This is a genomic window from Pseudoxanthomonas sp. LARHCG66 (assembly GCF_052871755.1).
In genome coordinates this window covers 275,298-298,274 of sequence record NZ_JBIXJW010000004.1, presented here as the reverse complement: position 1 = coordinate 298,274, position 22,977 = coordinate 275,298, and the positions used below count along the sequence as shown (strand labels likewise).

The window sequence follows — 22,977 nt, the reverse complement described above, 5'->3', positions numbered from 1 at the left end:
ACTTCCGTCCGGAACCCCCATGCCCGACCTCGCCCTGCAGGTACTCCTGCTGTTGTTCCTCGCCGCGATGCTGGCGGGCTTCATCGATGCCATCGCCGGCGGCGGTGGCATGGTCACCATCCCGGCGATGCTGTTGGCCGGCATTCCGCCGCTGCACGTGCTGGGCACCAACAAACTGCAGTCGCTGTTCGGTTCGGCCTCGGCCAGCTGGGCCTACGCGCGGCACGGGCATGTCGACCTGAAAGGCCAGTTGCCGATGGCACTCACCGCGGCGCTCGGCGCGGTGGGCGGCGCGCTGCTGGCGACGATCATCCCGGTGGAGTGGCTGAAGCTGGCGTTGCCGTTCCTGCTGGTGGGCATTGCCATCTACTTCGGGCTGAAGCCCGACATCGGCCACGTGGACCGGCACCAGCGCATGCGCCCGCTGGTATTCGGGCTGACCTTCGTGCCGGTGATCGGTTTCTATGACGGCGTGTTCGGTCCCGGCACGGGGTCGTTCCTGATGCTCGGCTTCGTGGCGCTGGCCGGGTTCGGCATCCTCAAGGCCACCGCGCATACCAAGTTCCTCAACTTCGGTTCCAACCTGGGCGCGTTCGCGGTGTTCCTCGCGTTCGGCGCGGTGCTGTGGAAGGTGGGGCTGGTGATGGGCGCGGGGCAGTTCCTCGGCGCGCAGCTGGGCTCGCGCTTCGCGATGAAGCAGGGCGCCCGCATCATCAAGCCGCTGCTGGTCACGGTGTCGATCGCGCTGGCAATCCGCCTGCTGGCCGATCCACAGCATCCGTTGCGGATGTGGGTGGGCTTGTAGTCCTTCTCCCCGCGAGGCGGGGAGAAGGTGCCCGGAGGGCGGATGAGGGGCGAGCGCGATGCTTCGATTGCGTCCTGCACACGTGGGGGTCGACGGCTTCGTCTGCCCCTCACCCGCCTTCGGCACCCTCTCCCCGCAGGCGGGGAGAGGGGAAGATCAAGGCTTCGTAGCGAGATAGTCCAGCGCCACCTGCAGCATCGCCTGGCTGCCGGTCCGCAGGGCCTGCTCGTCCAACAGGAACTGCGGCGAGTGGTTGATCGGCGCGGTGGCCGGATCGATGCCCTTTGACGTCGCACCGACGAAGAAATAGAAGCCCGGCACCGTATTGGCGAACTGCGAGAAGTCCTCGGCCACGGTCACCAAGGGCATCTCGACCACGTTCGTTGCGCCGATCGCCTTTTCCAGCGAAGGCCGCACGCGCTGGGTGAGCGCGGGCTGGTTGATGGTGGCCGGCGCGTTGTTGGCCACCTTCAGCTCGGCGCTGCCACCGCTGGCATGGCTGTAGTCATCGGCGATGCGGCGGAAGCGTGCGATCACGTCTTCGCGCACCACCGGGTCGAACGTGCGCAGCGTGCCGACCAGCGTGGCCTCGTCGGGGATGATGTTGAAGCGCACGCCGGCCTGGAACTGGCCCGCCGTCAGTACCACCGGGCTGGTGGCGATGTTCACCTGCCGCGCGATCATGCTCTGCGTGCCCAGCAGGATCTGCGCGCCCAGGGTGATCGGGTCCACGCCATCCCACGGACGCGAACCGTGCGTCTGCTTGCCTTTCACCACCAGCGACCATTCGTCCGCCGCCGCGAGCAGCGGTCCGCTGCGGTAGCCCACGCTGCCGACCGGCAGGCCGGCCCAGACGTGCAGGCCGAACACGGCATCGGGCATGAAGTCCTTGAACACGCCCTCCTGCAGCATCAGCGCCGCGCCGAATACCTCACCGGCGACCGGTGGACCTTCCTCGGCCGGCTGGAAGACGAACATCACCTCGCCGGCGAGCTCGTCCTTCGCGGCGACCAGCGCCTGCGCCACGCCCATCAGGATGGCGACATGCGCATCGTGGCCGCAGGCGTGCATCACGCCGACCGGTTGGCCGCGGTAGTCGGCCTTCACCTTCGAGGCGAACGGCAGGCCGGTCTGTTCGGTGACGGGCAACGCGTCCATGTCGGCGCGCAAAGCGATGCGCGGACCCGGCTTCGCACCCTTCAACACCGCGACCACGCCGGTCTTGCCGACGCCGGTGCGGACCGTCAGGCCCAGTGAGCGCAGGTGGTCGGCGACGCGCCTGGCGGTGCGGACTTCCTGCTCGCCCAGCTCGGGATGCTGGTGGAAGTCGCGGCGCCATTGCACCAGCTGCGGTTGCGCACGCTCGAGCGCAGCGAGCGCGGTGGCGTCCTGAGCACGGACGTCGGCACCTGCCAGTGCGGCGGTGGCGACGAGCAGGGCGGCAAACAGGCGTTGGGCGCGAAGCATGGTGGCATCCGGGGCGTGCGGGGAGCACGATGCTAGCCCCTGCGGGGCGCGCGTCCAATGGCGAATCACCATGAGTGCATGCCCGCGCGCGGCTCGCATTCGATAGGCGCGCGTGGCAGGCTCGCAGGCCACTGAGCAGCCCCCGTATACCCATGACCCGCGACGCCGATCCTGCTTCCTCCCGTCCGCTGCAGGGCGATGCCGCATTGCTGCGCGCGGTGGGCAGCCTGGCGCTGGCGGCCGCCGTCATCAACATCATCGTCGGCGGCGGCATCTTCAAGATGCCGGCGGCGCTGTCATCGCAGGTCGGTGCGGCCGCGCCACTGGCGCTGCTGGCCGGCGCGGTGGTGATGGTGCCGGTGGCGTTGTGCTTCGCCGCCATCGGCAGCCGCGCCTCCGCCACCGGTGGACCGTACACCTATGTCAGCGCAGTGTTCGGCACGCTGCCGGGCTTCCTGGCCGGGGCGTTGATGTGGATCTGCAACGTGGCCTCCAGTGCCGGCGTGGCGGCGGCGCTGTCGCTGCAGGTCGCCAGCCTGTGGCCCGTGTTCGCCGCGCCGGTGCCGCGCGCGCTGTTGTTACTGGGCGTGTACGCCGCGATCTACGCACTGAACGCCTTCGGCGTGAAGCTGGGCGCGCGCGCCGTAATGACGCTGGCCACGCTGAAGCTGGTGCCGCTGTTCCTGCTGGTGCTCGTGGGCCTGGCCTTCGTCGACACCACGCAGGTCAGCTTTGCCTTCACCGACGTGCCGTCGTGGACGGCGCTGGGCGCGGCCATGGTGATGGTGGTGTTCGCGTATTCCGGCGTGGAGACGGCGCTGATTCCCGGTGGCGAAGTGCGCGATCCCTCGCGCAGCGTGCCGCGCGCTGCACTCAGCGCCATCCTGCTGGTGGTGCTGCTGTACCTGGGCCTGCAGATCGTCTGCCAGGGCGTGCTGGGCCCGGCCCTGGCTTCGAGCAGCGTGCCGATCGCCGAGGCCGCGGGGCGGCTGTGGGATCCGGCGCGCATCGCGCTGCTGGTCACCGCCTGCATCTCGATGGCGGGTTTCCTGCTGGGCAACCTGCTGGGTTCGTCGCGGTTGCTGTTCGCGCTGGGGCGCGATGGCTACCTGCCGCAGGCCTTCGGCCGCGTCAGCGCCGCCCACCGTGTACCGCTGCTGGCGCTGGCCACGCACGCCGGCATTGCCTGCCTGCTGGCGGTGGTGGGCAACTTCGAAGCACTGGTGCTGATCTCGGGCGGGGCCGTGTGCCTGGTGTACGTGATGGTGTGCGTGGCGGCATGGCGCGCGCAGCGAAGCGACCTGCGCGAGCGCGGTGAGCCCTTCGTGCTGCGCGGCGGTCCGCTGGTGCCGGGGTTGGCGGTGGTCGGCATGGTCGCCATCCTGACCACGCTGAGCGCGCGCGAATGGACGGCGATCGGTGTGGCGGTGGTGGTGCTGGCGGTGGTGTACGCGGTGCTGGTGGGGCTGCGTCGGCGTGTTGGGGCCTGATCTGTAGGAGCGACGTCAGTCGCGACCGCACGGCCAATCTTCATATCGCAAGCCGGTTGTTCTCCGTGCGGGCGCGCTGCGGCGCGTTCCTGTTCTGCACGGTGGATCGCTATCGGGGCGCGGTCGCGACTGACGTCGCTCCTACAGGAAGCCCATCCCCTGCTCAGCGGAACACCACCGTCCGGTGCCCGTTCAACAGGATCCGGTGTTCCACGTGGCGGCGCACCGCGCGGGCCAGCACCAGCGATTCGATATCGCTGCCCATGCGAACCAGTTCCTTCGGCGTCATCGCATGGTCCACGCGGGCGACGTCCTGTTCGATGATCGGGCCTTCGTCCAGGTCGCGGGTTACGTAGTGCGCGGTGGCGCCGATGATCTTGACCCCGCGCTGGTGCGCCTGGTGATACGGCCGGGCGCCCTTGAAGCTGGGCAGGAAGCTGTGGTGGATGTTGATCGCGCGGCCGGCCAGCGCATCGCACAGCGTGGGCGAGAGGATCTGCATGTAGCGGGCCAGCACGACCAGGTCGATCTGCTCGCGTTCGACCAGGTCGATGATGCGCTGCTCCTGCTCGTCCCGATGCGCCGCGGAGACGGGCAGGTGGTGGAACGCCACGCCGTAGGATTGCGCCAGCGCCGCGAAGTCGTCGTGGTTGGACGCGACGCAGGCGATCTCCACCGGCAGCTGCCGGCTGTGCACGCGGAACAGCAGATCGTTGAGGCAATGGCCCTGCTTGCTCACCAGCACCATCAGCCGCGCCTTGCGGCGTGCGTCGTGGATCTGCCATTCCATCGCGAACGCGTCGGCCAGCGGCGCGAAGCGCGCGCGCAGGGCATCGGCGGCAATCGCCTCCGGCAGATCGAAATGCACGCGCAGGAAGAAGCGGCCGGATTCGTCGTCGCCGAACTGCTGGGCGTCCAGGATGTTGCAGCCCGCGTCGAACAGCAGGCCGGTGACGCGATAGACGATGCCGGTGGTATCCGGGCAGGAGAGCGTGAGGATGTGGTCGCGGCGCATGGGGGTCTGCTTACTCGCAGCGGGCCGCGGTGATGCGGTTGTCGGCGTCGAGGTAGACACGCAGGCGGTCGTTGCGCGCGTCGTGCTTCACGACCGTCTTCGGGCCGATGGGGTTGACCAGTCCGGCACCGCTCTCGCGCGACAGGCGCTTGAGCGTGGCCTCGTCCGCAGGTTGACCCGTCGCCCAGCCGAGCGCGCTATCGCTGCAGCGCCCGCCGCCCTCCACCTGGGGGCCGGGGGTGCTGACGCAGGAAGACAGGGCGAAGGCGGCGCCTGTCAGCAGGAAGGCCTGGAAAGACGAACGGTGCAACAGGCGAGGGGATGTCATGGCAGCATCTCCGGATGCGGGGGAGGACCGCTGTTTAACACACTCGCTGGCTCAAAGGGCGGGCCCCCGCCGCCATCGCCCGCTGCCGTCCCACGCCTACGGAGATCGTCATGGATCGTCGCTTCGTTCTGCCGCTTGCCCTTGCCGCCGTGCTGTTGCCCACCCTGTCCTCCCGGCCCGCCGCTGCCTGCACCCGGCTGGTCTATCTGGGGGCGGGCAACGACGTCATCACCGCCCGTTCGATGGACTGGAAGAATGACGTGGCGACGAACCTGTGGATCTTCCCGCGCGGGATGCAGCGCAGCGGACAGGCGGGGCCGAACTCGATCACGTGGACATCGAAGTACGGCAGCGTCATCGCCACCGGCTACGAGGTCTCCACCACCGACGGCATGAACGAAGCCGGCCTGATGGCGAACGTGCTGTGGCTGGTGGAATCCGAGTACCCGGTCTACAACGGGCGCGGCCCGGGCTTGAGCATCGCGGCGTGGGCGCAGTACGCGCTGGACAACTACGGCAGCGTGAAGGAAGCCGTCGAGGCGCTGCGCAAGGAGCCCTTCACCCTGGTGACCGACAAGGTGCCCGGCGAGGACCGGCTGGCCACGCTGCACCTGTCGCTGTCGGACGCCAGCGGCGACAGCGCCATCATCGAGTACATCGGCGGGAAGCAGGTGATCCATCACGGGCGCCAGTACCAGGTGATGACCAACTCGCCGGTGTTCGACCAGCAGCTCGCGCTCAACGCGTACTGGAAGCAGATCGGTGGCACGGTGATGCTGCCGGGCACGAACCGCGCCTCGGACCGCTTCGCGCGCGCGTCGTTCCACGTCAACGCGATTCCCAAGAGCGAAGATCCGGTGAAGGCACTGGCCAGTGTCTTCAGCGTGATCCGCAACGCGTCGGTGCCATTCGGCATCAACACGCCGGAGGAGCCCAACATTTCGTCCACCCGCTGGCGCACGGTGGCCGACCACAAGCGCAGGCTGTACTTCTTCGAATCCGCATTGACGCCCAACACCTTCTGGGTGGACCTGAAGGACGTGGACTTCTCGAAGGAGACCGGCAAGGTGCTGCGTCTGGACCTGGGCCCTGACCAGCGCAACGTGTTCGCCGGCAATGCGGTGAAGGACTTCAGGCCGGCGGAGCCGTTCGAGTTCCTGGGCCTGTAGTCAGAGGTCGAACGCCAGCAGGTCGTGACCGGTGGCCGCGCGCACCACGCGCCGGTACAGCACGTTGCCGCTGCCGCCATTGGTCAGCGCCACCAGCGCGCGCTGGCCGGCAAGATCGCCCAGGGCGAAGTTCTTGAAGATGCCGCCATTGCTGCCCGAGTGGTAGAACACGGGCCCGCGCGGCGTGGCTTCCAGGTTCCAGCCCAGGCCCTTCTCGGTCCAGCGGCCGGGCACGTCGATCTGCTTCGTCAGCATCGCCGTGCGCGTGGCCTCGCTGATCTGCCAGGGCGCGCGCGGCGTACGCACCATCAGCGCCATGAAGCGGGCGTAGTCCGTCGGCGTGGTGCGCAGGCTGGCCGCGGCATTGGCCAGGATGTCGCCGGGCCAGTTCACCAGGCCCTTGGGCGTGATCGCCTGCACGAGTGGCAGTGCGCGCGCGGCGTCTTCGTAACGCCACGCGGACAGCGGCCTGCCCCAGCGACCGGCGATGACCTGCGCCGCGCTCCACTGTTCGCGCAGCATCTGCGGCGGCATGCCGGGCTCTTCGTCCTCGACGGCACGATGGCCATGGACCGAACGCGCGGCGAGGTCCGCGCTCCACGTGTAGCTGCTGTCGCGCATGCCGGCCGGACCGAACAACAGGCGTTGCATGGACTCGTCCAGGCTCTCGCCGGTCAGCGTCTCCACCACCAGTTGCAGCCAGAAGATCGCCTCGCCCGAATAGTCGATGCGCGTGCCGGGCTTCACTGCGGGCACCAGTTTTTCGTTCGCCGGATCCTTGCGCCAGTTCGGCATGCCGGTGGAATGGCGCAGCACGTCGCGCGCGGTGACCAGGTCCACCCAGGGGTGATCGGCCAGGTAGTCCATCCGCCGGTAACGCACCAGCGGCGCGTCGAGATCGATCACGCCCTGGTCCGCCAGTTGCAGCACCAGGTAGGCGAACACGGGCTTGCTGAGCGAGGCATCCTCGAACAGCGTGTCGTCCGCCACCGGCGTACGCGCCTGCGCATTCGATACCCCGAGGTTGCGTGACCACACCACCTCGCCGCGTTCCACCACCGCCAGGCCGATGGCCGGGACACGCAATGCCTGCATCAGGCGCGGCAGGTCGGCGAGGAAAGGATCGGGCGGGATCCAGCCGGCAGCATCGTCGCAGGCGGCGGCGCGGGTGACCTGCGGCCAGGTCGCGGCCGCCAGGGTCGACAGGGCGGCGGTCTTCAGCCAGCGGCGGCGCGGGAGGGATGGCAGGGAGGGATGATTCATGCGGGCCTGGTTGAAGATCGTGGCGTCATGGAGGTGGACGAACGAGCGACCGCAAACCCCGCCGCGAGATCGTCATGGCTGCACTTGACGTACCACCATGCCGGGGGTACTTTGCCCATCGCCAAGGATTCCATCGCTTTATCCAGATATAGCGATGGAATTAAAAGGGAAGCCGGTGCGGCCTGTTCCATGGGCCTATTCCGGCGCTGCCCCGCAGCGGTATTTGGAAACGAACCTCGCCAACAGCACTGGTCCTCGCGGACCGGGAAGCGGCGGGAAGTAGGCCAGCGCACCCGCGCCCGTCCATGAGCCCGAAGACCTGCCCTGGCCGGAGGACACGACCGTCCTCCGACTGACCTGGAGCTTCCGAGGGGAGGTGGCCGGAGCCCGTGTCCGTGCGCGCCTGCCCGGATGCGTCCTCCTGCGCCCGACTTCGGCACTCCGGCTCGCCCGCGGGGGCGAAGGTCGCTGGCGTGGCGGGCCCTGGCCTGGCGCGCGGTTCCTTCGTTCCTCATCCGCTACCGCATGAGGACACGCACCATGACCACCGTTACCACCCTCGGCTTCCCGCGCATCGGCGTGAAGCGCGAACTGAAATCCGCCCTGGAAAGCTACTGGCGGGGCGAAAGCACCGCCGACGACCTCCAGCGCACCGCGCGCGACCTGCGCCATCGCCACTGGCAGCTGCAGCGCGAGGCCGGCGCCGATGTCGTGCCGTGCAACGACTTCGCGCTGTACGACCACGTGCTGGACACCGCCTTCCTGTTCGATGCCATCCCGGACGCCTACCGCGCGCTGGCCGACGCCGATCCGCTGGCCGGCTATTTCGCACTCGCGCGCGGCGTGCAGGACGGCGGTGCCGACCTGCGCGCGCTGGAGATGACCAAATGGTTCGACACCAACTACCACTACCTGGTGCCGGAGCTGCACGCCGGCCAGACCTTCCGCCTGCGTGGCGACAAGCCGGTGGCGGAATTCCTGGAAGCGCGCGCCGCCGGCCATGCCGCGCGGCCCGTGCTGCTGGGGCCGGTGAGTTTCCTGCTGTTGGCCAAGACGGTGGATGGCAGCGATCGTCTCGCGCTGCTGGAAGCATTGCTGCCGGTGTACGCGGCGCTGCTGGCCAGGCTGCACGACGCAGGGGCGGACTGGGTGCAGATCGACGAACCCTGCCTGGTGCTGGATCTGGATGATGCCGCGCGCGCCGCCTATGTGCAGGCCTATGCCACGCTGGCGAAAGGGGCGCGGCCGTCGCTGCTGCTGGCGACCTACTTCGGCCGCCTGGGCGACAACCTGCCGCTCGCGTGCGCGCTGCCGGTGGATGGCCTGCATGTCGACCTGGTGCGCGGCAAGGAGCAACTGGACGAGGTGTTGAAGCATCTGCCGAAGGGCCGCGTGCTGTCGGCGGGGCTGGTGGACGGTCGCAACATCTGGCGCACGAACCTGGACAACGCGTTGATCCTGGCGAAGTACGCGCAGGGCCATGTCGGCGACATCGCGTTGTGGTTGTCGCCGTCGTGTTCGCTGCTGCACGTGCCGGTCGACGTGGCCGGCGAGAAGGCGTTGCCTTCCGACCTGCGATCGTGGCTGGCCTTCGCGCGCCAGAAGATCGAAGAACTGCGCCTGCTGTCCGATGCCCTGCGCGATCCGCGCGCGGCGGAGCCGGGCCTGGCCATCGCCCGCGACCGGATCGAATCGCGCCGGCATTCGGCGCGCGTGCATCGTCCCGCAGTGGCGGCGCGCCTGGCATCGACGGAGGTCGCCGACATCCATCGCGATTCGCCTTACCCGCAACGCCGTGCCGCGCAGGCGGCACGCTTCGGATTGCCGGATTTCCCGACCACCACCATCGGCTCGTTCCCGCAGACCCACGAAGTGCGCGAGGCACGGGCAAGGAACAAGAGCGGCAAGCTGCCGGACGCGGACTACGAAGCCTTCCTGCGCGAGGAGACCGAACGCTGCGTCCGCTTCCAGGAAGAGATCGGCATCGACGTGCTGGTGCATGGCGAGTTCGAGCGCAACGACATGGTGGAGTACTTCGGCGAACAGCTGGAAGGCTTCGCCTTCACCCGCAATGGCTGGGTACAGAGCTACGGCTCGCGCTGCGTGAAGCCGCCGGTAATCTACGGCGACGTACAGCGCCCGGCGCCGATGACGGTGCGCTGGTCGCAGTACGCGCAGTCGCTGACCGACCGGCCGATGAAGGGCATGCTGACCGGCCCGGTGACGGTGCTGCAGTGGTCCTTCGTCCGCGACGACCAGTCCCGCGCGCAGACCTGCCGGCAGATCGCGCTGGCGCTGCGCGACGAAGTGCTGGATCTGGAAGCGGCCGGCATCTGCGTCATCCAGATCGATGAGCCTGCACTGCGCGAAGGCCTGCCGCTGCGGCGCGCCGACTGGTCTTCATACCTCGACTGGGCGGTGGAGTGTTTCCGCATCACCGCCGCCGGCGTGGCCGACGACACCCAGGTGCACACGCACATGTGCTATTCCGAGTTCAACGACATCATGGACGCCGTTGCGGCGATGGACGCCGACGTGATCTCCATCGAAACCTCGCGCTCGCGCATGGAGCTGCTGGATGCCTTCGTGAAGTTCCGCTATCCCAACGACATCGGGCCGGGCGTGTACGACATCCATTCGCCGCGCATTCCCTCGGTCGGCGAGATGATCGGCTTGCTTGAGAAAGCGCGTGCGGTGCTGGCGCCGGAGCAGATCTGGGTCAATCCCGATTGCGGCCTGAAGACGCGGGGCTGGCCGGAGGTACGCACGGCTCTGGAGCGCATGGTCGAAGCGGCACGGGCCGTGCGCCAGGGGGAGGTTCGCGCGGCGTAGGGGAAGCGGATGCCCCGCGTGGCGCGGGGCATCGCGCAGGGGCGCGTTCGCGCGCATGGCCCAGCGTGAACACCGGCAGGCGCGCAACATCGGCTGCACACGGGTTTCACCCTTCGCCAACGCCGCCGGCATCACGGTGGGCTTACACCCCCACCGGGAGCCGTCGTCATGACCGGATCCGTGTTCTTCACCGAAGAGGTTTCCAACAGCAAGGTGGCGGCCATCTGTCCGAGCGTGGCGGTGGCGCGCCTGCAGGCGGCGCGCGCGCGTGAGGCGATGGGCCTGCCGGCGAGCCAGGTCCAGGTCCTCACGCCCGGCGATACGAAGCCGGGCCGCATGCTGGAGCCTGAAAGCCACGGCATCTATCGCACCATGCTCTGGTCGCACGCCAAGCTGGGTGCCATAGGTGCGCTTGCCGGCGTACTTGCCTACGCCGTGCTGCGCATGCAAGCGGTGCCGATGATCACGCAATCGCCGTGGCTGTCGCTGGCGGCGCTGGCGTTCTTCGGCGGCATCGCCGGCCTGATGGTCGGCGGGCTGGTCACCTTGCGACCCGATCACGATCCCTACGTGATGAAAGTGCTCGGTGCGCTGCGGAAGGGCGACTCCGCCGTGGTCGTGCACGCACTGTCCGCAGAGCAGAAGCGCGAGGCCGAACGCATCCTGGCGCAGGCGGGCAACGAGACCACGTCCACCCTCTGAACGTCGCGGCGGTCAGTCCTGCGCAATCGCGGGGGGCAACGGCGGTGCCGGCGTCGGCCGGCCCAGTGGATCCAGCGCGATCATCACGAAGTGGCCGCGCGTGCACAGCTTGCGTTCGCCGGTCAGCAGGTTCTCGGTGATGACTTCCACGTCCACGTTCATCGAGCTGCGGCCGACCTTCACCACGCGCGCCACCACTTCCACCAGGTCGCCCTTGTGGATCGGCTGGTTGAAGTCCACCTGCTCCGAGCGTGCGGTGACCACGGTGCTGCGCGCATAGCGCGAGGCGACGATGAAGGCCGACATGTCCATCCACGCCAGCGCCTGGCCGCCGAACAGCGTGCCCAGGTGGTTGGTGTGGTCGGGGAAGACCATGTGCAGCAGGCGCGCCTCGAGGGGACGCACTTCGGCGTTGGCCAGTTCAGTCATGGTGGTGCTCCGGTTCGCGTGCTCCCGACCGCAGCATAGCGCGCCGGATGTTGTGCTGGTGTAGGAGCGACGTGAGTCGCGACCGCGGCAACGAATCCCTCTCCGGCCCGGCAGCGTCACGGATGACGGCGGCCGCTTGTTTGGGTTGCCTTGAAGTGATCCGAGGCCAGGCCCCGTCATTCGTGCGGTCGCGGCTCACGTCGCTCCTGCAAGGCGCTTGCGCTAGAACGCGTGGTCGAAGCCCACCTCGCCCTGCACGCCCAACTGGTAGGCCGACACGCGGCGTTCGAAGAAGTTGGTCAGCTCTTGCACGTCCTGCAGTTCCATGAAGGGCAGCGGGTTGCGCACGTTGTATTTCTTGTCCATGCCGAGCTTGGCGAAGTGCTGGTCGGCGCAATGCTGCAGGTACTGGCGCATGTCGCGGGTGGAGATGCCGGCCACACCGCCGGACAGCACGTCCTCGGCGAACTGCACTTCGCACTCGATCGCCTCTTCAAGCATGTCGTACACCTGCTGCTGCATGACGTCGTCGAACAGGTCGGGCTCTTCCTCGCGCACGGTGCGCACGCACTCGAACGCGAACTCCATGTGGCAGCTCTCGTCGCGGAACACCCAGTTGGTGCCGGATGCCAGGCCCGGCAGCAGGCCGCGCGAGCGGAAGTAGTACACGTAGGCGAACGCGGCGAAGAAGAACAGGCCCTCGATGCACGCGGCGAAGCAGATCTGGTTGAGCAGGAACTGGCGGCGCTGGTCGCGGGTCTCGATCCTGCGCAGGTCCTGGATGCTGTCGATCCACTTGAAGCAGAAGTCGGCCTTCTTCTTGATCGCCGGAATGTTCTCCACCGCGGCGAACGCCTTGAAGCGCTCCGACGGGTCGGGCAGGTAGTTGTCCAGCAGGGTCAGGTAGAACTGCACGTGCAGCGCTTCTTCGTAGAGCTGCCTTGACAGGTACATGCGCGCTTCCGGCGCGTTGAGGTGCTGGTACAGGTTCAGCACCAGGTTGTTCGACACGATCGAGTCGCCGGTGGCGAAGAAGGCGACCAGCCGGTGGATCAGGTGGCGGTCGGCCGGCGTCATCTTCGAATGCAGGTCGGTGATGTCGATCTGGAAGTTGATCTCCTCCACCGTCCACGTGTTCTTGATGGCGTCGCGGTACATGTCATAGAACTGCGGGTAGCGCATCGGGCGCAGCGTCAGTTCGAAACCGGGGTCTAGCAGCATCTGCTTGGGGTGTGCGGACATGGTGCGGTGTTCCTGTTCTGCTCCTTCCCCCGCGTGCGGGGGAAGGCTGGGATGGGGGCGAACGAAGCCGTTAGGCGTTCGTTTGCTGGAGCGGAAAGAGCAGCGAAGGTTTCGGCCGAGCCTGTGGTGGTTTGCCGTCGGAGTCGTCGGCTGGCCCCCACCCCAGCCCTCCCCCGCACGCGGGGGAAGGGGCGATTTACGTGGGTCGGCGCTTCCATGCGCCCGGAACCTCCGTGTCCCGTAGTCCGTCGGGGATGCCGACGCGGGGATACGTTACTGGCAGGCCTCGCAGGCTTCCGGATTCTCCAGCGAGCAGGCGATGGCTTCGGTCGGGGTGTAGTCGCGCTTCGGCGCGGTGGTCGCCGCCGCGCTCACCGTGGTCTTGGCGATGCGGGTAGCCGGGCGCGAGCGCAGGTAGTAGGTGGTCTTGATGCCCTGCTTCCACGCGTACATGTACATGGACGACATTGCGCCGATGTTCGGGCTCTCCATGAACAGGTTGAGCGAGGCCGACTGGTCGATGAAGGCGCCACGGCCGGCGGCCATGTCGATCAGCGAACGCATCGGGATTTCCCACGCGGTGCGATAGATCTGCTGCAGCGTGTCCGGCACCTGCGCCAGGCCCTGTACCGAGCCTTCGGACAGTTTGATCGCATCGCGCGTCTCCGCCGTCCACAGGCCCAGCTTCTTCAACTCGTCCACCAGGTAGCGGTTGACCTGCAGGAAATCGCCCGACAGCGTCTCGCGCTTGAACAGGTTGGACACCTGCGGCTCCACGCATTCGTAGCAGCCGGCGATCGAGGCGATCGTCGCCGTCGGCGCGATGGCGATCAGCAGCGAGTTGCGCAGGCCGTGCTCCTTGATGCGCGCGCGCAGCGCGTCCCAGCGCTCTGCGTTCTCGGGCACAACGTTCCATGCATCGAACTGCAGTTCGCCGTTGGCGGCGCGGGTATCGGCGAACGACGGATGGCGGCCGCGTTCCTGCGCCAGTTCCACCGAGGTTTCGAGTGCGTGGAAGTAGATGGTCTCGGCGATCTTCGCCGACATCGCACGCGCTTCGGCGCTGTCGAACGGCAGGCGGAGCTTGAAGAACACATCCTGCAGGCCCATGCAGCCCAGGCCCACCGGGCGCCAGCGCAGGTTGCCGCGGCGCGCGGTTTCGATCGGATAGAAATTCAGGTCGATCACGCGGTCCAGCTGGCGCACGGCCAGGCGCACGGTCTCGGCCAGCTTGTCGAAATCGAAATACCCGTCCTCGTCGAAATGGCGGGCGAGGTTGATCGAGCCCAGGTTGCACACCGCCGTCTCTTCGGTCGACGTGACCTCGAGGATCTCGGTGCACAGGTTGGACAGGTGGATCACGTTGCCGGCACGCAGGGTCTGGTTGCTGGCGGCGTTGCATTTGTCCTTGAAGGTCATCCAGCCGTTGCCGGTCTCGGCCAGCGTACGCATCATGCGGCCGTAGAGCTTGCGGGCGGAGATGGTCTTCATCGCCTTGCCCTGCGTCTCGGCCTGCGTGTACGCCAGCTCGAATGCAGCGCCGTACAGGTCGGTCAACTCCGGCACCACGCGCGGATCGAACAGCGACCATTCCTGATCGGCCTCCACGCGCTTCATGAAGAGGTCCGGCACCCAATTGGCCAGGTTGAGGTTGTGCGTACGGCGGGCTTCGTCGCCGGTGTTGTCGCGCAGCTCGAGGAAGTCCTCGATGTCGGCATGCCAGGTTTCCAGATACACGCAGGCCGCGCCCTTGCGCTTGCCGCCCTGGTTGACCGCGGCGACCGAGGAATCCAGCGTCTTCAGCCATGGCACGATGCCGTTGCTGTGGCCGTTGGTGGACTTGATCAGCGAGCCGCGCGAGCGCACGCGGGTGTAGCTCACGCCGATGCCGCCGCTGAACTTGCTCAGCTGCGCGATGTCGCCGTACTTGGCGTAGATGGACTCCAGCGTGTCCTGCGGCGAATCCAGCAGGAAGCACGAGGACAGCTGTTCGTGGGTGGTGCCGCTGTTGAACAGCGTCGGCGAGCTGGGCAGGTAGTCCAGGTTGCCCATGCGGCGGTACAGCGCCAGCGCTTCCGGCACGTCCTCGCTCAGCGCGCAGGCGATGCGCAGGAAGAACTGCTGCGGGGTCTCGATCACCTTGCGGGTGTGCGGGTGGCGCAGCAGGTAGCGGTCGTACAGCGTGCGCAGGCCGAAGTAGTCGAAGTGCAGGTCGAGCGAGGCATCCAGCGCGTCGTTGAGTTTGCGCGCGTTGGTCTGCACGAAGTTCAGCAGGCGGTCGTTGATCAGGCCGACCTCGTGGCCGCGGGTGACCGATTGCGAGAACGCGTGGATCTCCTGGCCGGTGACTTCCTTCACGATGTAGCCGGCCAGCAGGCGCGCGGCCAGGCGGCTGTATTCGGGCTCCTCGCCGGTCAGCAGCGCGGCGGTGCGGATCGACAGTTCGTCCAGTTCGCGCGTGCTGGCGCCGTCGTACAGGCCGGAGATGGTGCGGGTGGCCACGCGCATCGGGTCGATGGCGTGCAGGCCTTCGCAGTTGCGCTGCACCGCGCGCACGATCTTGTTGAGGTCCACCGGCTCGCGGCCGCCATTGCGCTTGGTCACGCTCATCGCGGTGGCGGTGGGCGGCGGGGTCAGAGAAAACGCGTCCTTCTGGGACGGGGTGGTGCCTGCGTCGGCGACGGCGGTGTCGATCTGGGTCACGAGATTCCTCCATGCGTGGTGCACGCGGCGGCCCGTCCCTCGCGGGGCAGCGGAAGGCCGGATGGGGAATCACAGTGGGGAAGCGGCGTCGCAGGCGGCGAGACCACGCAGTCGGACTGCGGGTGCCCTGCTTCGCCAGCCATCTCCCCCCGGAGAATCCGCGGCCGGCACCGCGCGGTGTGCAACGCGCGGCTGTCGGCAGGTCTTCGGACTCATGGGCGTGGAAGGCGGTGCCTTCCTCCTAGTCCGCCGCTTCCCGAGGCGTGGGCCTCAGTGCTGTGTGGCGGGGTCGTTCCCAATTACCGCTGCGGGGCAGTGCCGGAGTGGCGCGAGGCGTCACCGGCTTCCCTTTTCATCCGGAGACTAGCCATCTCCGGAACCGACGGCCACAAGATAGTGGGGGTGTATGGAAGCGTCAACACCAAATGTTGTGTGGAACAGCCGATGTCGACGCGATGCGGGTTTCACGCTTTGAAGCCTTCTCCCCGCGCGGCGGGGAGAAGGTGCCCGGAGAGCCTGCCCCGTACTGGATACGGGGGCGGATGAGGGGCAGGCGCGGTGATGATTCGTGCATGAAGCTCTTTGGCATCAAAAGCGCTGTCGCGATCCGACGCATTGGGTGCCCGGACTTCGTTCGCCCCTCACCCGCCTTCGGCACCCTCTCCCCGCTCACGCAGGGAGAGGGGAAGGAGCATCACGCCTTCAGCGCGGCGATCGACGCGTCTTGCGCCTGCTGGTACAGCGCGAACGGGTCGTGGATCGTCTTGCCCAGTGCTGCTTCGAACGCTTCCTGGTTGGCGTGCGCGTCATACGCGCGCTGTTCGCCGCCGCCCAGGTTGGACTGGAAGATGCCCGCCGCGCTGACCGGGAGGAAGTCTTCGTAGACGATGGGATCGACCACGGCGTGGCCCGCCTCGACCAGCGCGTCAGGCGTCATCGCTGTGCGCTCGCTGGCGGGCAGTGCTGCGCCGGCATCGGTCAGGCGGTAGCGGAAGTAGCCCAGGCCCTCACGGCGCAGCGTGTCCTCGTCGTCCGGGAACGCGGCGAACGCGGCCGCCAGCCGCTGCGGATAGTCCGCCGAGGTATTGCCGGCACCGCCTGCCTGGCGCACCTGCGCCAGCAGTCGGTCGTAGAGTTCGCGTCCGGCCGGCGTCAGCGCCAGGCCGCGCTGTTCGATCTCGCCGAAGCGCGCGCTGTGGCTGCCGGGTACCAGCGTGCCGCTGGCATCGGGGAAGGCGACTTCCTCTTCCAGCGCCTTGAAGCTGGTCTGTCGCAGCAGGATCGGCACCGCACGGCGGGGCGGGCCTTCGATCAGGGCCTTGGCCTGGATGCCACGGTCGAGCATCGCCGCCTGCGCGGCATCGATGTCCAGCGTGCGCGGGGTCAGGTGGTTGATGTGCGGGCCATGGAAGCTGACCACGTCGGCGACCAGCCGGTGCAGGCCGTGCAGGGCCTGGTAGGTCTGCAGCGAGACGGTGGCATCGCCGTGCCAGCGGAAGGTCTCGAGAACTTCGGCGACGAAGCGCTGCGCGTCGGCCTCACCCAGTCCGCCATCGCGTTCGGCCTGTGCCACCAGGGCACGCGCGCCCGCGGTGAAGATGTCGCGGCGGGCCAGAATGGCCTCGGCTTCCGTGCGCAAGGCCGCGTCCGCGATCAGCTCCAGCCGCAGCAGCGAGGTGAAGATGCGGAACGGATTGGCGGCCAGCGCTTCTTCGGTCAGTGGGCGGAACGCGGTGGCATGCACCGGCACGCCGGCCACGGTCAGGTCGTAGTAGCCCACCGCGTGCATGCCCATCAGCGCGAACACGCGGCCCAGCATCGCCAGTTCCGCCGGCGTGCCGACGCGAATTGCACCATGGCGCTCCAAGTCCAGCCGCCCGGTCTCGCCGGTGCGCTGCAGGCGGTCCGCCAGCGCGGTGTCGCGGGCCAGCGTGTCGGCATTGATGTCGCCGACCAGCGCGATCAGGTCGCCGTACAGTGGCACCTCGGTGCGGTACATGTCGGACATGGCCTGGGCGAACAGGCCGCGGATGCGGTCGGGCGGAACGAAAGCGGTCATGGGGCTCGGCATGCGGGCGGCGTGGGGCCGCCGGGGGCGCGTATTGTCGCCGCCCGGGCGGGCGCGGGCCACTCTCAACGGCGCGGGCGGACCGCTTCCGCGCCGTCCGGGACATATCCGGGCGGCCCGAACAGCGTCATCACGACCTGCCGCAGGCCACGCGCCCGGCGCAGGTCGCGGCCCAGCTTCACCCAGGCGTGGAAGACGATCTTCACCGGGTTGTAGCTGCGCACCGGCTCGACCAGCCCGTAGCGGAGCGGTACGCCGGGGATTTCCTCGCGGCAGGTGCCGAACAGGCGGTCGAACACGATCAGCACGCCGCCATAGTTGCAGTCCAGGTACTCCGGGTTGCTGGCGTGGTGCACGCGGTGATGCGCGGGCGTGTTGAAGACGAACTCGATGGGGCGCGCCAGCCGTGGCACCAATTCGGTATGCAGCCAGTACTGGTACAGCAGGTTCACCGCCAGCGCGCCGACCACGTACGGCACCGGAAAGCCCAGCCACACCAGCGGCCCGAAGAACACCGCGGCACCGGTCAGCTTGCCGGTCCAGCCCAGCCGGTACGCGGTCGACAGGGCGTACTGCTCGGAGGAGTGGTGCACCGAATGGTTCAGCCAGAACCAGCGCACGCGGTGATCGGCGCGATGCATCCAGTAGTAGCAGAACTCCTGGCCGACGAAGAGCGCCACCCAGTGCCACCCGCGATCCATCGCGATCGTCGTCAGCCGGAATTCCCAGATCGCCAGCAGCAGCATGCCCACCACGCCGCCCTGGATCAGCAGGCCCAGCAGTGCGCGTCCCGCCGCATCGCCCAGCGATGCCCAGTAGCTCTTCCAGTCATAGCCGCCGCGCCGCATCAACCATGCGCCTTCCAGCGCGGCGATGCCGGCGAACACCAGCAGGGGCACACCCAACAGCGGGGGCAGCGATGCCATCGTCGCGGCCTCAGCGCGGGCGACGGCGTTCGGCCAGCTGCGCTGCCATCGCCCGCATCTCGTCAGGCGACAGCCTGCCGTCGCCATTGGCGTCCAGCGTGTCGAAGTTCTTCGCCACGCGCGGCAGCCTGGCCTCGGCTTCCGCCTTGTCGATCAGGCCATCGCCGTTGGCATCGGCGGCTTGCAGCCGTTCCTGCAGCTTGGCTTTCTGTTCTTCGGTCAGCGTGCGCTGCTGCGCGCCGACGGGAGCGGCCACCAGCGCAAAGATGGACAGCGTGGTGGCGAGGGGGAGCAGGATGGAACGGGACATCGGGAATCTCCGGGTGAGGGAAGGAAAGGTGCAGGCGCGGCGGTGCGGGAATGCATCCGTGCGACAGGGGGGAGTGCCATGCCGCCGCGCCTGCGGGAAAGCGGATGCAGGCCGATCAGTTGCCGCGCGGACAGGCGATGGCGTCACCGGCGGCATTGGTGCAGCTGCGTGTGTGCACCAGCGTGCCGTCCGACACCGTCGTGCTGCCGGTGTAGCTGTTGCCGTTGGCGCCGGTGGCCGTGGTGTTGCGCGCGCCGCTGACATGGCCGTCCGCGTCGCGGCTGATGCCGCCGCTGGTGCTGGCGGTGCCGCCGTTCGGACCGTTGGCATACGCGCTGCCCTGGCGGCCGGCGCTGCCATCGGCATTGCGGTAGGCGCTGCGGTCGTAACCGGCGCTGCCGCCGTTGGCGCCGCTGATGCTGCCGCTGCGCGCGGCGCTCGCATTGCCCTGGCCATCGGCCTGCCAGCTGCGCTGGCGCTGGCTGTCGAAGCGTGCATTGCTGCGCTCGACGGCGACGCTGCCGCCCTGGGCGGTGCGCTGCACGGCGCGGCTGCGCTCGCGCGCTGCGGCGTGGTCGGCGAACAGGGTGGTGGCGCACAGGGCGAAGGCGGTGGCGATCAGGAACGGGGTCTTGCTCATGGCGGAATCCTCGTCGGGGTGTGGGATGGCCGCGCAGGGAAGCGGCGGCAGGACCACGGTAGGGCGGGCAACGCCGGCAGGTGTGTCGCCGTTGACAGCAGATGTGTCTGCCGGCGGCGCTGGAAACATCTGCTTACAAACGGGCCGCCGGCAGGGTTTGCCGGGCATCGCGGCGGCGGGCGATAGTGGCCGCATGGACGAAACTTCGGCGCGCATCCTGCTGGTGGACGACGACGTGCGGCTGCGCGAGCTGCTGGTGCGCTACCTGCAGTCGCAGGGCTTCGACGTGCGTGGCGCGGGCGATGGCGTGCAGATGCGGCAGGCGCTGGATCGCGGCCACTTCGATCTGATCGTGCTGGACCTGATGCTGCCCGGCGAGAACGGCCTGGAGATCTGCCGCCGCCTGCGCGGGCAGGGCGACGCCACGCCCATCGTCATGCTGACCGCGAAGGGCGACGAGATCGACCGCATCGTCGGGCTGGAGATCGGCGCGGACGACTACCTGCCCAAGCCGGTCAATCCGCGCGAGCTGCTGGCCCGCATCCGGTCGGTGCTGCGGCGTACGCGTCCCGCACCCGGTGCACCGCAGGCCGAAGGCGGCGAACTGAGCTTCGGCCCGTTCCGCCTCGATCTGGGTCGGCGTGAGCTGACCCGCGACGGCGCGCTGTTGCGCTTGACCAGCGGCGAGTTCGCCGTGCTGTCGGTGCTGCTGCGCCATCCGCGCCATCCGCTGAGCCGCGACCGCCTGATGAGCCTGGCGCGCGGCCGCGAACACGATGCCTTCGAGCGCAGCATGGACGTCACCATCGCGCGCCTGCGCCGGCTGCTGGAAGACGATCCGCGCCAGCCGCGCCTGATCCAGACCGTATGGGGCGTGGGTTACGTGTTCGTGCCACCGGAGGCCGCACCGTGAGGTCGTCGCTGCCGCGCAGCGTGTTCGGCCAGCTCGCGCTGGTGATCGCGCTGGTGCTGGCCGGTGCCGGCGTGCTGGCGCTCCTGCTCGGGCGCGAACTCGCCACGCGGCCGGCCGCCGACCAGTTGTTGCGCGCGATGCAGGGCTTTGCCGAAGTGGTGGAAGCACTCGACCAGCACCAGTCGCATGCGCGCACCGTCGCGCAGCTGCGTGACGCCGGGCTGGAGGTGCGCAGCACGCCACCCGCCGACGCACGACCGCGCTTCGCCCCCTTGCTGCGCGAACTGCGCGAACAGGCCGCAGGCACGCTGGGCGCCGGGCGCGAACTGCGGATGAGTGCCGGGCGTGGATTGCGGGTGATCTGGCTGAAACCGGCCACGCGCGAACCGCTGTGGGTGTCGTTCGCCTATGACCGTCCGGCCACCGGCATGCGTCGCTTCTCCGTGTTCATGCTGGTCGGTTGCGTGGCGCTGGTATGGCTGGCCGCCGCGTACTTCGCGCGCCGGCTCGTGCAGCCGCTGCGGCAGCTCGCGGCAGCGGCGCCGGCCATCGTGCGTGGCGACGCGCCACCGCCGGTGCATGCGCGTGGCCCGCGCGAGGTGGCGGACCTGGCGCAGGCACTGGGCGACGCCAGCCGCGATGTCCGCGCGGCGGCGGAAGAACGCGCGCTGCTGCTCGCCGGCATCTCGCACGACCTGCGCACACCGCTCACGCGCCTGCAGTTCGCGCTGGAGATGGTGCCGGACACCGATCCCGGACTGACCCGCAGCATGCATCGCGACATCGCCGAGATGGATGCCATCCTCGGCCAGTTCATCGCCTTCGCACGCGATGGCCGCGACGAAGGCAGCGAGAGCGTCGACCTGGCCGCGATCTGCCGCCATGCGGTCGCCGCCGCTTCGAAAGCCTGGCGGGTGGACCTGCCGGAACATGCGCTGCTCCCCGGCAAGCCGATGGCGCTGCTGCGCGCGGTGGAGAACCTGCTGGTCAACGCCGAGCGGCATGGCGCGTTGCCGTTGTCACTGCAGCTGTGGGCCGAAGGATCGGCATGGGTGGTCGAGGTCGCCGACGGCGGCTCCGGTCTCTCCGCCGACGCGGCCGAACGCGCACGCCAGCCGTTCGTCCACGACCAGGCGCAGGGCGGCAGCGGGCTGGGCCTTCCCATCGTCGACCGCGTGGCACGCCAGCACGGCGGCGAACTGCGGCTGCTGCCGAACACCCCCCACGGCCTGCGTGCGCAATTGTGGTTGCGCGCGGGCTGATCTCCCCATCGAGGTGATGCCATGAAGACGATGCTGTTCCGCACGGGCCTGGTGGCGTGCGCCTTGCTCGCTGCGCTGCCGCCGCTGGCCGCGCAGACCTTCCGCGAACGCCTGCAACAGGCGCGTGAGGCTTCGCGCCAGCCCGCCGCGCGTGCGCCCGTGCTGCCGGCGGGTGCGCGCGCGCTGCGCGATGTCGCCTATGGCGCGGATCCGCGCCAGCGGTTCGATGTCTACCTGCCCGCGCAGCCGCGCAACGCGCCGGTGATCCTGTTCGTGCACGGCGGTGGGTGGGAGAACGGCAACAAGGACAATCCCGGGGTGGTGGAAAACAAGGCGGCGTACTGGCTGCCGAAGGGGTACATCCTCGTGTCCACGAATTACCGCATGCGGCCGGACACCGCGCCGCTGGAGCAAGCACGCGACGTGGCGCGCGCGCTGGCCGCCGTGCAGCAGCGCGCGCCGGAATGGAACGCCGATCGCTCGCGCGTGCTGTTGATGGGACATTCCGCCGGCGCGCACCTGGCCGCGCTGGTCGGCGCCTCCTCCACGCTCTGGCGCGAGGCTGGCGCAACGAAGCCGCGTGGCGTGGTGTCGCTGGACAGCGGAGCGCTGGACGTGCCGCTGACCATGCAGAAGCCGCCGCTGCCCGGCATCTACGACCGCGCGTTCGGCAGGAACCGCGACGACTGGATCGCCGCATCGCCGTACCACCAGCTCACCCGCGATGCCGTGCCGATGCTGTTCGTCTGTTCCTCGCGCCGCAAGGACGCCTGTCCGCAGGGCCGAGCGATGGTGGAGAAGGCGAAGACGCTGGGGGTGGCGATGGAGGTGCTGCCCGAGGATCTTTCGCATGCGGAAGTGAATCGATTGCTGGGGACGCCTTCCGGTTACACGGACGCGGTGGATGCGTTCTTCCATAGACAGCTGCACTAGGTATCTGCGCAGCACGAAGTATCCCTCTCCCTGCGCAGCGGGGAGAGCGTGCCGAAGGCGGGTGAGGGGTGAACGGCGTCGGTGGACAGACACTTTGTCGTGAGCACGCAGCATCCGATCAACAAGATCATAAAAATGAAGCAGAAGCGCCTGGGCCAGAAGCGCCCCTCATCCGCTCTCGTATCCAGTACGGGACAGGCTTTTCGGGCACCTTCTCCCCGCGTGCGGGGAGAAGGACACGAGCGCGTCGTTTTCTTTCAGGCACAAACACGGCGAGGCAACTCCCCTCTCCCTGCGCAGCGGGGAGAGGGTGCCGAAGGCGGGTGAGGGGCGAACGGAGTCGTGTTTCATGCGTGCCGCTGGCGTCGCACCATGCATGACGGTGAACCCCGGAGCGACGTATCCGCCCACACCGCACTCGCCCCTCGTCCGCTCCCGTATCCAGTACGGGGCAGGTTCTCCGGGCACCGTCTCCCCGCT

The 22,977-nt window shown here is 68.5% G+C and carries 19 protein-coding genes and 2 riboswitches; of the genes, 8 read left to right on the top strand and 11 right to left on the bottom strand.

The features are described from left to right. Positions 1-19: 19 nt before the first annotated feature. Positions 20-805 carry a TSUP family transporter gene (locus ACIPRS_RS14135; RefSeq protein ID WP_192203189.1) on the top strand — a complete coding sequence of 262 codons (786 nt, stop codon included), beginning with the start codon at positions 20-22 and terminating at the stop codon, positions 803-805. A gap of 156 nt (positions 806-961) precedes the next feature. Here the strand turns inward: ACIPRS_RS14135 and ACIPRS_RS14130 are convergent, their stop codons facing one another. Further along, positions 962-2,272: an amidohydrolase gene (locus ACIPRS_RS14130; RefSeq protein ID WP_446538977.1), complete on the bottom strand. Its 1,311-nt coding sequence runs from the start codon at positions 2,270-2,272 to the stop codon at positions 962-964. Positions 2,273-2,424: 152 nt separating this feature from the next. Between ACIPRS_RS14130 and ACIPRS_RS14125 the strand changes: the two genes are divergently transcribed. Beyond that, complete coding sequence (locus ACIPRS_RS14125) at positions 2,425-3,762, top strand: APC family permease (RefSeq protein ID WP_446538976.1); 1,338 nt, start codon at positions 2,425-2,427, stop codon at positions 3,760-3,762. A 163-nt stretch (positions 3,763-3,925) separates the two neighbouring features. On the opposite strand, the gene purU is transcribed toward ACIPRS_RS14125, so the two are convergent. Both purU and ACIPRS_RS14115 read right to left on the bottom strand, forming a co-directional pair. After that, positions 3,926-4,777 (bottom strand): formyltetrahydrofolate deformylase, encoded by an 852-nt coding sequence (gene purU, locus ACIPRS_RS14120; protein WP_192203192.1) that lies wholly within the window; start codon positions 4,775-4,777, stop codon positions 3,926-3,928. A gap of 10 nt (positions 4,778-4,787) precedes the next feature. After that, positions 4,788-5,105, bottom strand: a complete 318-nt coding sequence (locus ACIPRS_RS14115; protein ID WP_337732893.1) for a hypothetical protein — start codon at positions 5,103-5,105, stop codon at positions 4,788-4,790. A gap of 110 nt (positions 5,106-5,215) precedes the next feature. On the opposite strand from ACIPRS_RS14115, the gene ACIPRS_RS14110 reads away from it, so the two are divergent. Next, positions 5,216-6,274 (top strand): linear amide C-N hydrolase, encoded by a 1,059-nt coding sequence (locus tag ACIPRS_RS14110; protein ID WP_446538975.1) that lies wholly within the window; start codon positions 5,216-5,218, stop codon positions 6,272-6,274. On the opposite strand, the gene ACIPRS_RS14105 is transcribed toward ACIPRS_RS14110, so the two are convergent. Continuing rightward, the gene (locus tag ACIPRS_RS14105; protein ID WP_446538974.1) at positions 6,275-7,537 is read right to left on the bottom strand and encodes a serine hydrolase domain-containing protein; all 1,263 of its coding nucleotides are present in this window, start codon (positions 7,535-7,537) and stop codon (positions 6,275-6,277) included. It abuts the gene before it with no gap. A 107-nt stretch (positions 7,538-7,644) separates the two neighbouring features. Continuing rightward, positions 7,645-7,878: riboswitch (cobalamin riboswitch) on the top strand. A 199-nt stretch (positions 7,879-8,077) separates the two neighbouring features. Here ACIPRS_RS14105 and metE point away from each other — a divergent pair. Continuing rightward, entirely contained in the window at positions 8,078-10,369 is a 2,292-nt protein-coding gene (gene metE / locus ACIPRS_RS14100; protein ID WP_446538973.1) for a 5-methyltetrahydropteroyltriglutamate--homocysteine S-methyltransferase, read from the top strand. Positions 10,370-10,537: 168 nt separating this feature from the next. Beyond that, positions 10,538-11,071 carry a hypothetical protein gene (locus tag ACIPRS_RS14095; protein ID WP_446538972.1) on the top strand — a complete coding sequence of 178 codons (534 nt, stop codon included), beginning with the start codon at positions 10,538-10,540 and terminating at the stop codon, positions 11,069-11,071. Positions 11,072-11,083: 12 nt separating this feature from the next. Here ACIPRS_RS14095 and ACIPRS_RS14090 read toward each other — a convergent pair whose 3' ends face one another. The 7 genes from ACIPRS_RS14090 to ACIPRS_RS14060 all read right to left on the bottom strand — a co-directional run bounded on the left by ACIPRS_RS14090 (position 11,084) and on the right by ACIPRS_RS14060 (position 19,389). Next, the gene (locus ACIPRS_RS14090) at positions 11,084-11,500 is read right to left on the bottom strand and encodes an acyl-CoA thioesterase (protein WP_142122924.1); all 417 of its coding nucleotides are present in this window, start codon (positions 11,498-11,500) and stop codon (positions 11,084-11,086) included. Positions 11,501-11,722: 222 nt separating this feature from the next. Then, positions 11,723-12,742, bottom strand: coding sequence for a ribonucleotide-diphosphate reductase subunit beta (locus ACIPRS_RS14085; RefSeq protein WP_337732898.1), 1,020 nt, complete (start codon positions 12,740-12,742; stop codon positions 11,723-11,725). Positions 12,743-13,015: 273 nt separating this feature from the next. After that, the gene (locus ACIPRS_RS14080; protein WP_446539109.1) at positions 13,016-15,352 is read right to left on the bottom strand and encodes a ribonucleoside-diphosphate reductase subunit alpha; all 2,337 of its coding nucleotides are present in this window, start codon (positions 15,350-15,352) and stop codon (positions 13,016-13,018) included. Between the two features lie 273 nt (positions 15,353-15,625). Further along, a riboswitch (cobalamin riboswitch) is annotated at positions 15,626-15,844 on the bottom strand. A 295-nt stretch (positions 15,845-16,139) separates the two neighbouring features. Further along, the gene (gene hglS, locus ACIPRS_RS14075) at positions 16,140-17,504 is read right to left on the bottom strand and encodes a 2-oxoadipate dioxygenase/decarboxylase HglS (RefSeq protein ID WP_446538971.1); all 1,365 of its coding nucleotides are present in this window, start codon (positions 17,502-17,504) and stop codon (positions 16,140-16,142) included. Between the two features lie 74 nt (positions 17,505-17,578). Next, the gene (locus ACIPRS_RS14070) at positions 17,579-18,439 is read right to left on the bottom strand and encodes a sterol desaturase family protein (RefSeq protein ID WP_446538970.1); all 861 of its coding nucleotides are present in this window, start codon (positions 18,437-18,439) and stop codon (positions 17,579-17,581) included. A gap of 10 nt (positions 18,440-18,449) precedes the next feature. Next, positions 18,450-18,749 (bottom strand): hypothetical protein, encoded by a 300-nt coding sequence (locus tag ACIPRS_RS14065; RefSeq protein WP_446538969.1) that lies wholly within the window; start codon positions 18,747-18,749, stop codon positions 18,450-18,452. 115 nt (positions 18,750-18,864) lie between these two features. Further along, positions 18,865-19,389: a hypothetical protein gene (locus ACIPRS_RS14060; protein ID WP_446538968.1), complete on the bottom strand. Its 525-nt coding sequence runs from the start codon at positions 19,387-19,389 to the stop codon at positions 18,865-18,867. Positions 19,390-19,582: 193 nt separating this feature from the next. Here ACIPRS_RS14060 and ompR point away from each other — a divergent pair, with 193 nt between their 5' ends. From ompR to ACIPRS_RS14045, 3 genes are read left to right on the top strand one after another with little or no spacing between them, the layout of a single operon-like run. Then, positions 19,583-20,302: an osmolarity response regulator transcription factor OmpR gene (gene ompR / locus ACIPRS_RS14055; RefSeq protein WP_337732902.1), complete on the top strand. Its 720-nt coding sequence runs from the start codon at positions 19,583-19,585 to the stop codon at positions 20,300-20,302. Then, positions 20,299-21,564, top strand: a complete 1,266-nt coding sequence (locus ACIPRS_RS14050; RefSeq protein ID WP_446538967.1) for an ATP-binding protein — start codon at positions 20,299-20,301, stop codon at positions 21,562-21,564. Before ompR ends, ACIPRS_RS14050 begins: the two co-directional genes overlap by 4 nt. A 21-nt stretch (positions 21,565-21,585) precedes the next feature. Next, the gene (locus ACIPRS_RS14045) at positions 21,586-22,497 is read left to right on the top strand and encodes an alpha/beta hydrolase (RefSeq protein WP_446538966.1); all 912 of its coding nucleotides are present in this window, start codon (positions 21,586-21,588) and stop codon (positions 22,495-22,497) included. Positions 22,498-22,977: the final 480 nt, after the last annotated feature.

Coding starts and splice junctions, on each gene's coding strand:
- ACIPRS_RS14135 (WP_192203189.1), top strand. CDS start 20: ATGCCCGACCTCGCCCTGCAGGTACTCCTGCTGTTGTTCCTCGCCGCG.
- ACIPRS_RS14130 (WP_446538977.1), bottom strand. CDS start 2,272: ATGCTTCGCGCCCAACGCCTGTTTGCCGCCCTGCTCGTCGCCACCGCC.
- ACIPRS_RS14125 (WP_446538976.1), top strand. CDS start 2,425: ATGACCCGCGACGCCGATCCTGCTTCCTCCCGTCCGCTGCAGGGCGAT.
- purU (WP_192203192.1), bottom strand. CDS start 4,777: ATGCGCCGCGACCACATCCTCACGCTCTCCTGCCCGGATACCACCGGC.
- ACIPRS_RS14115 (WP_337732893.1), bottom strand. CDS start 5,105: ATGACATCCCCTCGCCTGTTGCACCGTTCGTCTTTCCAGGCCTTCCTG.
- ACIPRS_RS14110 (WP_446538975.1), top strand. CDS start 5,216: ATGGATCGTCGCTTCGTTCTGCCGCTTGCCCTTGCCGCCGTGCTGTTG.
- ACIPRS_RS14105 (WP_446538974.1), bottom strand. CDS start 7,537: ATGAATCATCCCTCCCTGCCATCCCTCCCGCGCCGCCGCTGGCTGAAG.
- metE (WP_446538973.1), top strand. CDS start 8,078: ATGACCACCGTTACCACCCTCGGCTTCCCGCGCATCGGCGTGAAGCGC.
- ACIPRS_RS14095 (WP_446538972.1), top strand. CDS start 10,538: ATGACCGGATCCGTGTTCTTCACCGAAGAGGTTTCCAACAGCAAGGTG.
- ACIPRS_RS14090 (WP_142122924.1), bottom strand. CDS start 11,500: ATGACTGAACTGGCCAACGCCGAAGTGCGTCCCCTCGAGGCGCGCCTG.
- ACIPRS_RS14085 (WP_337732898.1), bottom strand. CDS start 12,742: ATGTCCGCACACCCCAAGCAGATGCTGCTAGACCCCGGTTTCGAACTG.
- ACIPRS_RS14080 (WP_446539109.1), bottom strand. CDS start 15,352: ATGAGCGTGACCAAGCGCAATGGCGGCCGCGAGCCGGTGGACCTCAAC.
- hglS (WP_446538971.1), bottom strand. CDS start 17,504: ATGACCGCTTTCGTTCCGCCCGACCGCATCCGCGGCCTGTTCGCCCAG.
- ACIPRS_RS14070 (WP_446538970.1), bottom strand. CDS start 18,439: ATGGCATCGCTGCCCCCGCTGTTGGGTGTGCCCCTGCTGGTGTTCGCC.
- ACIPRS_RS14065 (WP_446538969.1), bottom strand. CDS start 18,749: ATGTCCCGTTCCATCCTGCTCCCCCTCGCCACCACGCTGTCCATCTTT.
- ACIPRS_RS14060 (WP_446538968.1), bottom strand. CDS start 19,389: ATGAGCAAGACCCCGTTCCTGATCGCCACCGCCTTCGCCCTGTGCGCC.
- ompR (WP_337732902.1), top strand. CDS start 19,583: ATGGACGAAACTTCGGCGCGCATCCTGCTGGTGGACGACGACGTGCGG.
- ACIPRS_RS14045 (WP_446538966.1), top strand. CDS start 21,586: ATGAAGACGATGCTGTTCCGCACGGGCCTGGTGGCGTGCGCCTTGCTC.